Annotated in this window: 11 protein-coding genes; 5 read left to right on the top strand and 6 right to left on the bottom strand. The window is 61.2% G+C overall.

What is annotated here, in order from left to right; all coding sequences use genetic code 11:
* The first annotated feature begins 118 nt into the window (after nucleotides 1-118).
* From VB672_RS10265 to VB672_RS10285, 5 genes are all read left to right on the top strand, one after another.
* Nucleotides 119-877 carry an ABC transporter ATP-binding protein gene (locus VB672_RS10265; RefSeq protein ID WP_329784102.1) on the top strand — a complete coding sequence of 253 codons (759 nt, stop codon included), beginning with the start codon at nucleotides 119-121 and terminating at the stop codon, nucleotides 875-877.
* Entirely contained in the window at nucleotides 870-1,577 is a 708-nt protein-coding gene (locus VB672_RS10270) for an ABC transporter ATP-binding protein (protein WP_329784103.1), read from the top strand. The genes VB672_RS10265 and VB672_RS10270 overlap by 8 nt, the downstream gene beginning before the upstream one ends.
* 6 nt (nucleotides 1,578-1,583) lie before the next feature.
* On the top strand, nucleotides 1,584-2,471 hold the full coding sequence (locus VB672_RS10275) for a branched-chain amino acid ABC transporter permease (RefSeq protein ID WP_329784104.1): 888 nt from the start codon (nucleotides 1,584-1,586) through the stop codon (nucleotides 2,469-2,471).
* Nucleotides 2,472-2,529: 58 nt separating this feature from the next.
* On the top strand, nucleotides 2,530-3,450 hold the full coding sequence (locus VB672_RS10280; RefSeq protein WP_442932003.1) for a branched-chain amino acid ABC transporter permease: 921 nt from the start codon (nucleotides 2,530-2,532) through the stop codon (nucleotides 3,448-3,450).
* Nucleotides 3,451-3,519: 69 nt separating this feature from the next.
* Nucleotides 3,520-5,160, top strand: a complete 1,641-nt coding sequence (locus VB672_RS10285) for a GMC family oxidoreductase (protein ID WP_329784106.1) — start codon at nucleotides 3,520-3,522, stop codon at nucleotides 5,158-5,160.
* An 82-nt stretch (nucleotides 5,161-5,242) separates the two neighbouring features.
* On the opposite strand, the gene VB672_RS10290 is transcribed toward VB672_RS10285, so the two are convergent.
* From VB672_RS10290 to VB672_RS10315, 6 genes are all read right to left on the bottom strand, one after another.
* A complete protein-coding gene (locus VB672_RS10290; protein WP_329784107.1) occupies nucleotides 5,243-5,929 on the bottom strand; it encodes a response regulator transcription factor in 687 nt (228 codons plus the stop codon).
* A 636-nt stretch (nucleotides 5,930-6,565) separates the two neighbouring features.
* Nucleotides 6,566-7,336, bottom strand: a complete 771-nt coding sequence (locus VB672_RS10295; RefSeq protein WP_329784108.1) for a LuxR C-terminal-related transcriptional regulator — start codon at nucleotides 7,334-7,336, stop codon at nucleotides 6,566-6,568.
* 551 nt (nucleotides 7,337-7,887) lie between these two features.
* Nucleotides 7,888-9,066 (bottom strand): tetratricopeptide repeat protein, encoded by a 1,179-nt coding sequence (locus VB672_RS10300; protein WP_329784109.1) that lies wholly within the window; start codon nucleotides 9,064-9,066, stop codon nucleotides 7,888-7,890.
* Nucleotides 9,067-9,283: 217 nt separating this feature from the next.
* Entirely contained in the window at nucleotides 9,284-12,061 is a 2,778-nt protein-coding gene (locus VB672_RS10305; protein WP_329784110.1) for a tetratricopeptide repeat protein, read from the bottom strand.
* A 140-nt stretch (nucleotides 12,062-12,201) separates the two neighbouring features.
* A complete protein-coding gene (locus VB672_RS10310) occupies nucleotides 12,202-15,126 on the bottom strand; it encodes a tetratricopeptide repeat protein (RefSeq protein WP_329784111.1) in 2,925 nt (974 codons plus the stop codon).
* On the bottom strand, nucleotides 15,126-16,223 hold the full coding sequence (locus VB672_RS10315) for an alginate lyase family protein (protein ID WP_329784112.1): 1,098 nt from the start codon (nucleotides 16,221-16,223) through the stop codon (nucleotides 15,126-15,128). Before VB672_RS10315 ends, VB672_RS10310 begins: the two co-directional genes overlap by 1 nt.
* Nucleotides 16,224-16,225: the final 2 nt, after the last annotated feature.

Consider the following 16,225-nt stretch of genomic DNA (forward strand, 5'->3'; position numbering starts at 1 on the left):
TGGCTGAGGTGAGGCGCCAAGGCTGCCCCACCTCTTCGTCCTCCGACAGCGGCTGGTATCGGGCTTCGTGCCCGAGCCAGCCGTTGCCTCCTTACCACGAGAGTGTCGGCCGGTTCATATGGTCAGTACGCAACCTATCCTGAGTGCCACCGGGCTCACCATGGAGTTTCGCGGCTTCGTCGCCGTGAAGGACGTGACGCTGTCGGTCAATGAGGGGACCATCCATGCCCTGATCGGCCCCAACGGCGCCGGGAAGACAACGGTCTTCAACCTGCTCACGAAGTTTCTCACCCCAACCCGCGGGCAGATCGCCTTCAGGGGTTCGGACATTACGGGCCTGAAACCTGCCGAGGTCGCCCGCCTCGGGCTCGTTCGCTCCTTCCAGATTTCGGCGGTGTTTCCGCATCTGACCGTGCTCGACAATGTGCGCGTGGCGCTGCAGCGTCCGTCCGGGCTCGCTACGCAGTTCTGGCGCCCTGCTGCAGCTCTTTCGAGCCTCAACGATCACGCCATGGAGCTCATCGATGCTGTTGGCCTCAGGGCCTATGCGCATCTGCCGGCCGTCGAATTGTCCTACGGTCGCAAGCGCGCGCTCGAGATTGCGACCACTTTGGCTCTCGATCCCGCCATGCTGCTGCTCGACGAGCCCATGGCCGGCATGGGCCATGAGGATATCGGCCGCATTTCCGATCTGATCCGGCGCATCGCCAAGAACCGCACGGTCCTGATGGTCGAGCACAACCTGAACGTCGTCGCCGATCTCTGCGATCGCGTCACCGTCCTGGCACGCGGCGAGATTCTCTCCGACGGGTCCTACGACACAGTCAGCCAGGATCCTCGCGTGCGTGAAGCCTATATGGGAACCGAGCATGAGTAGCGCTCCTCTTCTCGAAGTTCGCGGGCTCAATGCCTGGTATGGCGAGAGCCATGTTCTCCATGGTGTCGATCTCGACATCCGCGAGGGCGAAACCGTCACCCTGCTCGGCCGCAACGGCGCGGGCAAGACAACCACTCTGCGCGCCATCATGGGAATCCTGCGCCGGCGCGAAGGGGTCATCCGCCTGCGCGGCAAGGACCTCCTGGGGCTACCGCTTCACAAGGTCGCGCAGTCCGGCCTCGGCTACGTGCCCGAGGAGCGCGGCATCTTCGCGAGCCTCAACGTCTCCGAGAACCTGATGCTGCCGCCGACCGTTTCGGAAGGCGGCATGAGCGTGGAGGAGATCTACACCCTCTTCCCCAATCTCCAGGAGCGCCGCTCCAGCCAGGGCACCAAGCTCTCGGGCGGCGAGCAGCAGATGCTCGCCATCGCCCGCGTGCTGCGCACCGGCGCGAGGATCATCCTTCTGGACGAGCCGACAGAGGGCCTGGCTCCTGTGATCGTCCAGCGCATCGGCGATGTGCTGGTTGCCCTGAAGAAGCGCGGCATGACCATCCTGCTCGTGGAACAGAACTTCCGCTTCGCGAAGAAAGTGGCCGATCGCTTCTACCTCATGGAGGATGGGCGTATGGTGAACTCGTTCCCCGGGCATGAGCTCGACGCGCGCATGGACGAACTTCACGAAGTTCTTGGGGTGTAGAGCATCATGAGTACGATTTTCGGCATTCCCGCCCCCGCCCTTTACGGCCAGATCCTCATCGGCCTGATCAACGGCTCCTTCTATGCCATGCTGAGCCTTGGCCTTGCCGTGATCTTCGGCCTGCTGCGGGTCATCAACTTCGCCCACGGCGCGCAATACATGCTCGGCGCCTTCGCCGCCTACCTGCTCCTGAACTGGCTCGGGATCGGGTACTGGCCGGCTCTCCTCCTGGCTCCTCTGATCGTCGGCGCCATTGCGGTGGTGATCGAGAAGACGATGCTAAGCCGTCTCTACGGCGTCGATCCGCTCTACGGCCTACTCCTGACCTTCGGCCTCGCGCTCATTCTTGAGGGCGCCTTCCGCTACTGGTTCGGCGCAGCCGGCCAGCCCTATGCCGCACCGCCGCAACTGACCGGGGCTCTCAATCTAGGCTTCATGTTCATGCCGATTTATCGCGGCTGGGTGGTGATTGCCTCCCTGGTCGTCTGCATCGGCACGTGGCTTCTCATCGAGAAGACGCGGCTCGGCGCCTATCTGCGGGCAGCTACGGAAAATGCCACGCTCGTCCAAGCCTTCGGCGTGAACGTGCCCCTGCTTCTGACCCTCACCTACGGCCTCGGCGCAGCGCTGGCTGGGCTGGCGGGCGTCCTGGCGGCGCCGATCTATCAGGTGAGCCCCCTGATGGGTTCGAACCTCATCATCATCGTCTTCGCCGTGGTTGTGGTCGGCGGCATGGGCTCCATCCTGGGCGCCATCGTGACCGGCTACGTTCTCGGCGTTCTCGAGGGGCTCACAAAGGTTTTCTACCCGGAGGCCTCGAGTATCGTTATCTTCGTGATCATGGCCATCGTTCTGCTCGTCAGGCCGGCAGGTCTCTTCGGGCGGGAGGAATGATATCATGGCTGTCGGAACCCAATATCTTGCGGAAGAGCCCAAGCTGCGCACGTCGTCCATGGTGCTTGGGGCGATCTCCGTTGCGGCCCTGCTGGCGGCTCCCTTCTTCTTCTATCCCGTCATGCTGATGAGCGTGCTCTGCTTCGCGCTCTTCGCCTGCGCCTTCAACCTGCTCATCGGCTACGTGGGCCTTCTCTCCTTCGGCCATGCGGCCTTCTTCGGCGGGGCCGCTTATTTCACCGCCCATGCGGCCAAGGTGTGGGGATGGGAGCCCCTGACAGCCATTCTGCTGGGTGTCGTCGGAGCCGCCGTCATGGGCCTCATCATCGGGTTCGTGGCCATCCGCCGCCAGGGCATCTATTTCGCCATGATCACCTTGGCTCTGTCGCAGATGTTCGCCTTCATCTGCCTGCAGGTTCCTTTCACCCACGGCGAAGACGGGATCCAGGGCGTGCCGCGCGGCCATCTGCTCGGCTTCATCGACCTGAACCAGCCCTTGACCATGTACTACGTCACCCTGGCAATCTTCCTGTTCGGCTTCTTCGCTATCTGGCGCATCGTCAATTCGCCCTTCGGCAACATCCTCAAGGCGATCCGCGAGAACGAGCGGCGCGCCGTCTCGCTGGGCTACCGGGTCGATCGCTACAAGCTCGGCGCCTTCGTCATGTCGGCCGCGCTAGCAGGACTCGCCGGCGGCACGAAGGCCATCGTCTTCCAGTTTGCAACCCTCACCGACGTGCAGTGGCAAATGTCCGGCGAGGTCATCCTCATGACCCTTCTCGGCGGCATCGGCACACTGGTCGGTCCCATCGTCGGCGCCGGCCTGGTGATTGCCCTGCAGAATTACTTGGCTGCGTCCGACTTCCCCGTGACGGTGCTGATCGGCATCATCTTCGTGATCTGCGTGCTGCTGTTCCGCCGAGGCATCGTGGGAGAGATCCTGGAGCTGATGAGGCGCAAGTCGAAAAGCGCCTCCTGAGACACGAGCGTCGCAAACTCTGCCGGCGTTCATGCGGTTGAACGCCGGCTCATGCCATTGAGCCGTACCATGTCAGGCAGTGATACCTTCGATTACGTGATTGTCGGCGCAGGTTCCGCGGGCTGTGTTCTGGCGAACCGCTTGTCCAAGGATCCCCGGAACTCCGTCTGCATTCTCGAAGCCGGCGGCAAGGACAACTGGATCTGGTTCCACATCCCAGTCGGCTATCTTTTCGCCATCGGCAATCCTCGTGCCGACTGGATGTTCAAGACCGAAGCGGAGCCTGGTCTGAACGGCCGTGTCCTGAACTATCCCCGCGGCAAGGTCCTGGGCGGCTGCTCGGCTATCAACGCCATGATCTACATGCGCGGGCAGCGCGAGGATTACGACAACTGGCGCCAGATGGGTCTGACAGGCTGGGGATGGGACGATGTGAGGCCGATCTTCCGTCAGCATCTGGACCATTATCTCGGAGCAGGAGAGCACCATGGCGCCGGCGGCGAGTGGCGCGTCGAGGCACCCCGCATGCGCTGGGACCTGCTCGACACGTTCATCGAGGCGGCCGTCGAAGCCGGGATTCCGCGGGTTAGCGACTTCAACACAGGCAGCAACGAGGGCATCTCCTATTTCCATGTCAACCAGAAGAGCGGGAGGCGCTGGTCCGCGGCGCGCGGCTTCCTCAAGCCGGCCCTGTCCCGTCCCAATCTGAAGGTTGAAACGAATGCTCATGCCACGCGCCTCCTATTCGAGGGACAGCGCGCGATCGGGGTCGAGGTCCTCCAGAACGGCACCCTGAGGCGTCTTCTGGCGCGGAAGGAGGTCGTGCTCTCAGCAGGCGCCATTGCCTCCCCGCAACTCCTGCAACTGTCCGGAATAGGCGACGGCGTGTTCCTCCAGCAGCACGGGATCGACGTGGTCCACCACCTGCCCGGCGTCGGCGAGAACCTGCAGGATCACCTGCAGCTGCGCCCGATCTACAAGGTACAAGGGGTGCGAACGCTCAACGAAGACTACCGGTCCCTTTTCAAGAGGGGGCAGATGGCGCTCGAATATGCTCTCTTCCGAAAAGGGCCGCTCACGATGGCACCGTCGCAGCTGGGAGCCTTCACGCGCTCATCATCGGAATATGCGACGCCGAACCTCCAGTTCCACATCCAGCCCCTGTCGCTGGACAAGTTTGGGGACGACCCGCACCCCTTCCCGGCCTTCACAGCGAGCGTGTGTAACCTGCGGCCGACCAGCCGGGGAAGCGTCAAGATCCGCAGCGGCAGCCCGGGCGACGCGCCCGCTATACGTCCCAACTATCTTTCAACTTCGGAGGACCAGAGGGTCGCTGTGGATGCGCTGCGCCTGGTTCGGCGCATCGTGTCGATGCCTGCCCTTCAGAAATATCGCCCCGAGGAGTACAAGCCGGGAGCTGAACTGACGACGGATGAAGAGCTTCTGAATGGTGCGCGGGATATCGGCACCACGATCTTCCATCCGGTCGGGACTGCCAAGATGGGGCTCGATAGCGATCCGATGGCAGTCACGGACGAGCGCTTGCGCGTCCGCGGGATCGAGGGCCTGCGCGTCGTCGACGCCTCCGTCATGCCGACCATCACGAGCGGGAATACGAACTCGCCAACCTTGATGATCGCCGAAAAGGGAGCCGCGATGATCCTGGAAGACCAGTCGCACACTGCTTCGCTGGTCCAACGTTCGGCTTAACCGGTCCAGAATGTCACGGGGATAATCTAGACTGGCCAATGGGAGCCACCGGCTCCCATTGAAAAGGCGCCAAGGGGGAGGCTCAGCTCGCCGAGGTGCCCCGGGTCCCAGGAAGATGACTTGCAGCCCAGATTGCGGCCTGGGTCCGATTCTTTGCCTGGATCTTGCGCAGGATCGCTTTGACGTGAACCTTCACGGTCGCTTCCGTGATGTCGAATTTTCGGGCGATAATCTTGTTCGAGTCGCCGTCCATCAGGCAGCGCAGAATAACCGTCTCGCGAACGGAGAGACCTTTCGCTGGAGCGCACATCTCATGAGGATCGTCGGCAGCCGGGGCCTCATTCTCATGACGGGCCTGAGCCTCCCGCTCCCGCAGCAGATCGAGGATCGCGCCGGGGAAGATCGCCTCTCCCAGCATCACGAGGTCGAGCGACTTCACGAGTACCTCGTGCGAGATCGACTTTTTGAGGTAGGCATCCGCACCAGCCTGGAAGGCCGCGACCACTTGCTGGAGGTCATACTGCTCGATCAGCATCACGACCTTCGCGCTGGGATTGCTTTCCTTCAGTGCCCTGGCCTGACGGCAGGTTTCGTCATGGTCTCGGCTAGCGTCGATGATCAGAACGATCGTGCTGTTATCGAAGCCCGTCAGCGAACCTATTTCATCAAGGCTCGATGCTGCCGCGGAGGGCGAATATTCTGTCTCGGCGAGAATTCTACGCAGACCTTCTCTCAACAGAGCATTCGGCTCAATGAGAAGCGTCTTCATGGAGCGGGCAGCAACATGTTCTGCCGAGGACGGCTCAACCGAACGGGCCAGCTCCATGTATCTTGAATACGCGACATCCTTGGCAGATGAGGCTCCTGGATGTGGGAGACTATCAAGATCGTAGGTGTTCCGCATCGCAGATGCCTTTCTGGTCTTGATTCGGTCAGGCAAATGGAAATATCCCCTAAAGATGTTTAGCTTATAATCTCATCGGAGACAATCATTACCCATTCAATTCCTTTTAATAATCTTTAATCGAAAGTAATTTTATGATATAATATATCATCAGATGATTGCTCCATAAGTATCGGAATTTGATCCGCCTAGTACTCAGCATTTTGCCTGAACATCTCCCAGTGGAGTTCCCGGGACACGGAAGCGGTACTCACTACCATCGGCCTGGGATTTCTCTAACCGGCTTGATTCCGGACCCGAGCAACATCCGACGGTCCGTGCAAACACCGCCTTCTCAAACGAGCCTAGCGCCAAACAGCCTGGCTCCCACCCCAAGCGATGCGCCATCCGAGGAATTGAGCATCGGACCCCAGTATTGCCGGTGACGGGCTCTGCAGCACGACCTACACCGATCCACGATCGGCGAGACGTTGCTTTCTCCGTGTATCAGCACCAATCCCGTCAGCGAAGACTGTTCGCAGCCAGCCTCTCACCGGAGTGCACCCAAGATGCATCCGCCGAGCCTGAAGACAGATGATTGACCGCCCACATGGCAGCCTGCGTCCGGTTTGCAACACGGATCTTGCGCAGAATAGCCTTGATGTGAACTTTCACAGTTGCTTCAGCCACATCGAGTTTGCGAGCAATAACCTTGTTCGGAGCGCCCTGCATCAAGCACTGCAGAATTTCCGCCTCTCTGCTCGACAGGGTCCGTATAGGAGAATCTTGCCCATCCGAAGTCGGGGCAGCCTGCAAGGAGGATACCTTGATCACAGGCATTTCCTTCGAAAGGTCAAGCTCTTCCGCATGTGTAGAGATCGCCGTAAGGAAAGCTGCGGACGGGAAGACGACTTCACCCAGCATCACGAGGTCAAGATACTTGATCAGAGCCTCGCATCCCGTTGTCGCGAGACAATATCCATCCGCTCCCGATTGGAAGGCGGACTTCATTCCCTCAAGATTGAAGCTGTCAGACAGCACGACAATGCGAGCTTGGGCATATTGCAGCTTTAGGGATCCGATCCCCTCGGCCAATCCCGATGGATAAAGATTCGCGTCGAGGATGAAGAGGAGTTGGCCTTCTTGAGCGATCTCATCCAGAGCGAATTGTCCGCGCGCCAAGTTTTCCGAATGCAATCGGAAACGTGTACTTGAGAGAATATGCCTCAAGCCCTCGCGCAGCATTGAATTCTTGCAGCTTAAAACCGTGGTGACTGGGAGAAGGTGTGACATGCGAAGGGCCTTTCCGCAGAGATTACCCCGAATTGTACAAATTAACGGTTTGTTAGCCATCCTTAATAAAGAGGTATCGAATTATGCTTAGGAGGTAGAAACAAATGCTTTCCTCAAGCTACCTCAACTTGAGCATAATTTACCAGCAAAAGCACCTCGACGATTGAGCCTGCCATTGCGCCACTTTATTGCATAAACTCTCGTTCAAATGCGGCCGGACCGGCGTTGAAACAAGCTGAGCTATTTCGCAAGTAGATGAATGCATACCACGCTAGCGCTCGGACGCCGTGTTCAATCTTCATGTTGTTCGTCATGCCTTGCTGTCCGCGCAGGATGCTTCTGCAGCACGCGCTTTTGCCGATGCGCAACAGTGCAATTACCAGCAGCAATGAAGGATGGCCCTGCCTATCCATAAAGAGGCACTTGAGCATCCGCCTCAAAGGCGGACACCCATTTCAGTGCAACAATGCTTGGTAATGATTGTGCATTCAGAGCTTTGCGATGCGTCATCAGTCCTGCATCGCCAAGCAGTGTATGTCATTCATAACCCACTATTGAGCGACGGCATTCGGCGCCACGGGTGGAGCCTTCCCAGCATCCTCGGCAGAACCCGTCATGGTGCTCAAAGCGACCGCTGCGAGGGGAAAGCCGCTTTCTCGGGCGCTGCTCATGAGCTCAATCGCCCTCTTGAGATCCGCATTGACGCCCAAGCCGGACTTGTACATGAGTCCGAGCCGATACTTGGCTTCGGAACTGCCTGAGTCGGCTGCCACCTGCAGCAGGCTTGCGGCCTTCTCCGGCGATGCACCCACACCAATCCCGTCTGCATAAGCATGAGCCAGGCCGATAAGCGCTTCTGCGTTTCCGGCTGCCGCTGCCTTGTCCAAGCCTGCGATGATGGGGGAAACGAGCTCATCGGTTGGGCGCAGGGTAAGAAGTCGTGAGAGCATCTGCCCGGCAGCGAGATTGTCCCTGTCCAGAGCAGCAAGACTGTACCACCGCACGGCCTGTTGCTGGTCTTCGATCATGTTGCTGCTCGAAAGCGCGTTGGCCATGTGCATGGCAGCGCCGGAATCACCACGCTCGGCCGCGATCTTGATCAGTTGCCCCGCTGCCTCACGGTTCTGAATCCCCCGGGTTCCTCGCTCAAGTTCGGTAGCGACCTGATAAGCGATGCTCGGCTTGAGTTGAGCCGCCTGCTCGAAGAACCTGAGGGCCGAACCCATATCCGTCGTTCCCTCCGTTCCCAGAGCGAGCGCCCAGCCGATCTCAAGAAGAGTGCTGCGCTTTCGGCCTTCATTCACGCCGTCAAGCCATTTCAGGGCAGCTGCCTCATTACGTTCCAGGCCGCGGCCGGTGCCATAGGCATAAGCTGCATAGGCCATGGCCCGTTCATGCCCGACACGGGCAGCCCATAGATACCATTCGGCAGCCTTTTTCGTGTCGACAGGAACCCCCTCGCCGCGATCGTACATGCCTGCCACGGCGAGCACCGAACTCGATGCCCCTCGAAGAGCTTCGAACCGCAGACGCCGCTCGAGCCTGGCACGGTCGATCCCTTGCAAGGCCACCTCGTGACGGGCCATGATCTTCGCCATGAGGCGTGTTGCTTCCCGATCTCCACGAGACGATGCGATCTTGGCTGCATCCAATCCTGTTGCGAAGTCCTGAGTATCCATCTCCGCATCCAGAGCCTTCTGGCCGAGCCTGAGAAGCCGCAATGTGGACATGGCGCGAAGTTGCGCCTGAGTGGGAGACGCGGGCTGCGCCATTGAAGATGCAGGAGCCTTTGCCTCTGCTGGAGAGGCGGCCATCGCAGCCGGAGAAGCGCTCGCGAAGAGGCAGCTCAGGAAAACGATTTGAGTTATCTTGATCATGTTGCCACTCCCGCACACCGATTATGAGTGCCTGCCCTGGACCTTGAGATGCGATACTGCCGGTCTGATCTCACTTCCTGCCGGCTCCTTCTGCCGTCTTAAGCCAATCTTGCGCTGCACTTGCATTCACGTCCGTTCCGAAGCCGAGGGTCATGGCAAGGCTGAGGCCATACATGGCCTCGGGGTCTCCGGCCTGTGCCGCACGCTGCAGCCATTCCGTGCTGGCATTGGCCGAGAGTTCGACGCCGTAACCCGATGCATAGGCGCGCGACAGTTCCTTCATGGCAATCATGTCGCCGGCGTCCGCAGCCCTCCGCAGCCAAGCCGCGCCGGTCTGCGGATCCACAGGGACGCCAAATCCAAGCTGCAAGCTGCGACCATATTCCCGCATAGCAGGGGCAAAACCGCTCTCAGCGCTCGATTTGAGAGACGCCACCGCCCCGGCTGCCTCCCCGGACGGCGTAGCGGCGAGCCTTGAGAGATCAGCCGCTACAGCAGCATCGCCCTTCTGCAATGCCTTGGACAACCATTCGACCGCTGCCGGCGTGTTGCGTTCACCGATCTGGCCCGAGACATAGCCGCGCCCAAGATAGCGCATCGCCTCGACCCGGCCTGCCTCTGCTGAGAGCTTGATGTACTTGACGGCGTCTTCCTTGCTGGCCGGGCCACCTACGTCCTCGACCAGGGCCCGTCCGATGAGGAACAGGATCGCCGGATCCTGAGCGCCGCTCTGAACATCGTCGAGCGCTCTTTTGATCCAATGACGGGCGCGATCCTTGTGATCGGGACCGGACACCTTCTGATAGACCTGCGCAAGCTCCACCATATCCCTCGTCGAGCAAACCGACAGTGATTCCACCCTGGCGATCCAACGGAGAGCATCAGATCCGTTCTTTGCAGTTGATGCCAGTGTAATGGCCGCCCTGACGTTGCCGGCTGCTGCCGCCGCCTGTCTCCATTCCAAAGCCGTCTTGCCTGTTGCCTGATGCTGCGGATCGGGGAGCTCGGCGAGCGTCAGCATCGCCGCAGCATTGCCGGCAGAGGCGGCTGTCTTCAGGAGCTGCAAGCCGTTCAGCATGTCATTGCTCTGATCACGCTGGGCAATCATCAGGCGCCCAAGCTCAAGCTGCGCGCTTGGATCGCCTTCCTGAGCAGCACGATCGAGAAGCACCCGAGCACCGGCCTCGTCGCGGCTTCCGTTTTCACCTGCCAGCATTCTGCGCGCCAGGAGGAGCATGGCGCGGGGCCGACCTTCGCCCGGCGCGAGAGCGGCCTCGCGCCATCGGACCGAGGCCGCTTCATCCGCCTTGACACCTAGGCCTGAGCGATAGGCGAGGGAGAGGAGAATCATGCCTTCACGATCACCCCTTTCGGCAGCGCGGAGAAGAGCTTTCGCATTCCGTTGTGCTGCGCTCGGATCGCTGATTGTTTGGGAAGCAATGGCCGAAATGCTTCGTACATGTCCAGCCTCCGCTGCACGCTCCAACCAAGCTTTGGCCCGCGCCCGATCCGGCGCGACAGCTGTGCTGCAGGCATAGAGTTCGGCCAGAGCACCCATAGCATCGGGATTGCCGCGCGCAGCAGCCTCCTTCAGAAGCCGGAGCGCCTCGTCCGAGCGTCCCGTCTCCGGATAGTTCAGCAGAAGCCTTGCCATTTCCGTGAGAGACCCGACATCGCCACGGGCCGCTGCTCGGCCATAGAGGCTCAAGGCTGCACCGATGTCAGGCTTACCGTTCACGCCGACGGCATGAAGCCGCGCAAGACTCACGAGAACCCCGGTGGTATGTCCAGGCAAGGCACTTGCTTTCACCAGGACCTCTGCCGCCTTCGGCAATTCAGGCGCTGTCCCCAATTCACCACGGTAGTGCCGTGCGAGGAGTTTATAAGCTTCGATATCGGCGTTCAGCCCGGCCCGCTCCAGCCAGGCGATCGCCTTCGGCACATCCTTGGATGTGCGATCCCCAAGCATGAGACGCTCGCCCAGCAAGGTCATCGCTCGAGGTTCTCCGGCCTCAGCCGCTCGGGTGAGATGCGACAGGAGCTGATCCGGAGCCGCATTGATACGGCCCTGCATGTAGATTTCCGCAAGAGCCAAATCCGCTTTGGCATCACCTTGGCGAGCCGCGGCTTCCAACCACCGGACCGCTTCGGTCAATCCACCGGGCACGAGGGACTCGTCGCTCAGGATCGCCCCGATCTCGAAGAGAGCGCCACACTTCCCCCGCCCAAGGTCGCCATAGAGGGTCTGGAGCGCGAGCTTGATAAGATCGTCTGTCACGGCTTGTGGCACAGCGCCGATTTTCCCGCTGCGCTGCAGCTGGGCCAGGCCGATCATGCCATCTACGTTGCCCGCCGTTGAAGCCGCACGGAGCAGTCGCTCTGCTTCTCGGATATCAGCCTTGCCAATCCGGCCCTGTGCGTGCAATTGACCAAGCAGGACGGAAGCATCCATGTTCAGCATGGACGAGGCAGTCTCGAGATGAGCAGCCGCTCGCTCGGGGTCGACAGTGCCTGCAATCGGATCGAGGAAGAGCTTTCCGAGACGGAAATGAGCCCGGCTTCTCCCGGCCCATGGCCGATCCGCGAGATCTTCGAGAAGCCTGCGTGCCGTCAGTGGGGACCGGTTGATCTCGGCACGGCCCTCGAGATAGGCGATTGCAGCCTCGTACATCTCCTCGTGATTGCTGACAGGTTGCGCCTTGTCCCACTTGCTCCAATCGCGTGTGAGCTGTGGCTTGGCGGCCGGTTGGCAGATCTTGCTGAAATCCGCATTCGGTGCGAGGGAGCGTGGTAAAGCGGGCTGAGCAACGCCGGGGGCAGCGAGCGCCATCCATATGGCAAAACCCACGACGGAAGCGCTGCCGGCGCGACAGGCTTTTACTGCTGGCGAGCTCCATGGAAATCGGTGGAAGATCACCATTGTCGCTCTCCATCCGTTCTCGAGGCTTCGGGTATTCCGCCGTCCTGTTCCAGTCATTTTTCGATCTTTCACCCGGGCGTCGCGTTCGTCAGCTTCGACAAAGTTTTGGCAGCCTGCGAGTGACCGGCGCGCGCGGCTCTCTCAAGCCAGTCCCGAGCCATCGTGCGATCCCTGTCGGATGATGCCTGCTGATAGCGAAGTGCCAGCCGGTACATCGCACCTGCATGTCCATTCTCGGCCGCTTGCTTGAGCCATCGTTCTGCCTCGCGGACGTTCGGCTTCGCTCCGATGTCATTCAGACGATAGAGCTCGAACATGGCATCTGCCGAGTTGAGGCTCGCGGCCCTCTCAAGCCAGGATTTTGCAAGACCCAGATCAAGCTGCGTGCCCGCCCCGTTCATCAAAGCGCGCGCTACCTCGATCATCGCGATCGCTGATCCGCCTTCTGCCGCACGCAGGTAGGAGGCGAACGCTCCCTCGCTGTCGACCGTCGCGCTCAAGCCGGAGAGCTTGATACTACCGAGTTGAACTTTCGCTTCGATCTGTCCGGCCTCACCGGCCTGTGACAGCCATTGTTCGGATTTCCGACCGTCGCGATCGACGCCGCCTCCGTAAAGATATGCGAGGCCGAGGCGAATCTGGCCGTCAGGATCGCCTTGGCGCGCAGCCTGGGCATAGAACTCTGCTGCCACCTTGCGGTCCTGCGGGACACCTACGCCACGGTCGTAGGCCTCTCCCAGCGCGAGTTGCACTTTCGTGTCGCCCGGCTCCTCGTTGTAGATCTCCCGATAAAGGGCCATGGCCTTGGCCAGATCCCGAGCGATGCCGTCGCCGTCCCGATACGCCTTGGCCAGAACAAAGCGCGCTCCATCATGACCAAGTTGAATGGCGCGCAGGAGAAGAGATTCTGCGCGCATTGGGTCCGTCCTCACCCCTGTTCCCTGCAGGAGAGCGGTTGCCAGGATCGTCATGGCCTCCGGGTTGTTCTTTCGAACCAGTGCTTCCAGAACAGATGCGCCATGTTCAATCGATCCGGCATCCGGAAGGCTGAGGTACAACAAGGCGATTTTGCCATTCTGGCGATCATCGTCAGCCATTGCCTTCTCGGCCATGGCAAGCCACCGGCGGGCTGCGCTCTGCTGCTCTCCGGTCGAGTGATTTGAAAGATAAACCTCAGCGAGCTCCAAAGCCGCTTCCGGGCTTCCACTCTCGGCAGCCCTTCTGAGTGTCGCTTCGGCAAGCATGCGCTCGCCCCGTGCCAGGTAGAGTTTGGCCAGGGCGATTGGCGCCCGGGCGTCACCGGCCTTTATCGCTTTTTCGAGAGATTCGCGTGCCAGATTGAAGTGGCCCGGACCTCCAGTGCGGGAGTAAAGCGCGCTCAGTTCCACCATGGAGGCACGGCTTCCGGCTGCCGCGGCGCGGCTGAACCAGGTCGCGGCCAGGGCCTGGTCCTGCGGCACCCCCCTTCCCTCGTTGAACATCTCGCCGAGGCGCGTCATGGCGACCGCACTGTTGGCCTCGGCAGCCTTGCGATACCATTCCAACGCCCGCGGCGCTTCCATGCCGGGGGACTGGCTCGCATAAAGGTCGCCAAGGCGAATGTAAGCGGCCGGCGAGCCGCTCTCGGCCGCTCTGCGATACCAGCGCATGGCCTCAGCCTGCGATTCCGGCACTCCATTGCCGCGAAGAAGAGCGTCGCCCATGCTCACCGCAGCCTTCACATGGCCCCGCTCGGCCGCTGTCCGAAGACGCTCGATGGCCTTCTTGCGCATGCTCTCCGTTACAGCATCCTGATAGGTGAGTGCCGTGCGGCCAAACTCGTAGAACGCCGCTGAGTTGTCGCTGGCTGCAGCCCTATCGAACAGCTTGAGTGCCAGTGGCACGTTGCGGTCGATCAGAACGCCGTCGCGAAGATGACGGCCAAGGGCAAGGAGAGCCGTCGCATCGTTGTCCACGCGCTGCACGGCTTCAGCCAGCAGTTGCTTTGCGGCCTCCCGGCCGTTGGCGCCATATTGGCTGCGGATCTCTGCCGCCAGGACCAGAGCGCGCGGAGCCTTCGTCTCGATGGCTCGGTTGAGCCAGAGATCGGCGACACTGGCCTCGACGTTGAGGGCTGCACCGTTGTACGGATCCTCTGCAAGGATCATGGCCGCCTCGGTGGAGCCCCGCTGAGCAGCCTTCTCGAGGGCGATCCTCGCCTCCTGCGGCTGGCGCAATGCGGATTTTGGATCGGCGCGCAGGCGCCCCAAGCGCAGTGCAGCCTCTGCGTCGCCCAAGTCGGTGGCCCGCTGGTACCACTCGATAGCGGCAGTGACTCTTTCCGGTCCGTTCGCCGTTGTCCGGTAGTGGTCCGCCAACGTCCGAGCCGCCTCGGCCGATCCCTGCTGCGCCTCCTGGAACAGAAGCCGCAGCCCTTGCGTCGCGAAGATGCCCGCCTTCGCCGGATCGCTCTCAAGGCGAGCGAGCTCAAGGCCGGCGGGACCGTGCTCGGATCGAAGGGCAATCTGATAAAGATTCTTGGCGCCTTCCGGATCCCGCTTACCACCGATCCCGCTCTCCATCAGGCCCGCGAGGACAAAGGCCGCCTCGCGGTTCTGGAGCGCGGCGGCACGGCGCAACAGTTCGGCGGCCCGCTCTGCAGAGGCTGGACCCTGCTCGCGCGCCAGCATCAGCTTGGCACGCCGCAGCGCAGCCGCTGGCCAATGTGCTCCCTGCACCGCAAGGGCCTGATCGTAGAGGCGCACCGCCTCGTCGATGCGCGGAACTTTGAGCGGATTGGTTTCGCTCACCGGCAAGCCATCCTGAAGAATTTGGGCTCGCTCCACGAGCGCAGCCGAATCGCTGCGCTGCTTCAGCTGCTCGACTTTCTGCATGATGCTGCGAAAGCGATCGCGCAGCTCGATCTCCGTTGCTCCTTGAGCCGATGCCGGAAGGGGCGAAAGCAACATCAGGATTGCGAGGAGGCCGAGCAGCCGCAGATGGAAATGGTTCATCAACGCCCCCAAAAGCAAGTGGCGTTGCCGCCGACGAGTTCGTCGATGAGGGGCCGGTCGGACCGGACGCTGCGCGCCAGAAGCGCCTTGAGCCTTTTCGTGGCAAGACCAGCCCGCTCTCGTGCCACGACAGGCTCGGCCCAGGCCATAAGGTGGCGGCCGTGATGGCGCTTCGCCATGAAGCTCATGTCCTGCCGGCGAAAATCCGCTTCGGCACCGGGGTTGTGGTTCTCCGACGCATAGGCCATGACCACTGCAGGTTCCGTGATGCCGTTGAGAAGATATGAGAGGAGACGGTCGAAACTCCCCTCACCCTCGCGAAGGCCATATAGATCGACGCTTCGCGTCGCCGCGACTTCTGCCATGACCGTCAGGCTCGCCAACGATTGACGCATGCTCCACAGGGCCCGGGCACCCCGCCGCGTTTCCAGAACCAAGCTCCCATCAGGGCGCGCCTCCGCCAAGATGGCGCGATATCCCCGATAGCCTTTGTCATAGAGAGCACCATCACCCGTGACGGCGCCCCAGGTCATGAGAATGCTGTCGGCAAGAATGCGGCGGTTGTTGAGATCCGCATCGGTGCCGAATGTCCGGTCGATCTTGCGAACGAGGGAGACGATCCACCCGGAGACGATCTGCCGTTGGGACTCGTCCAAGCTGCGAAACAGAATGGAATAGGCCGCTATGGTCGGCAGAAGCGCCCGCTTCAGCCCAAAGTGAGCCTCGCCGTCAGGATCTGTGTTCTCGAATGCCTTCGCTTTCGCCCAGGCAAGCAGAAGATCGCGCAGAGACGCCTCCGACGCCGGATCGCCGGCCAGAGCGCGCCCGGTCATCACCATCACGGCCCATGAATAATTGTTCGCGCCTCCCTCCATGCTGGCATTATCGGCCGCCTTGAGGCCCTCGATGGGCTTGAGGTTTGTCCAGGAAGGATCGCGAGGAATTGCAAGGCAGGCGGACCGGACGGCCGCGAGGCCAGGCTGAGCAAGCATAGCGCGACGGGCCTCCACATCGAACAAGCCCTGCCCCCTCACCTGAGAGGTGGCCGGTGCCGTTGCAAGAAGGCTCAAGACCGAGAAGGCGAGGATCCGTTTCATGC

This window comes from Microvirga sp. CF3016 (assembly GCF_036314085.1).
Lineage (GTDB): Bacteria > Pseudomonadota > Alphaproteobacteria > Rhizobiales > Beijerinckiaceae > Microvirga.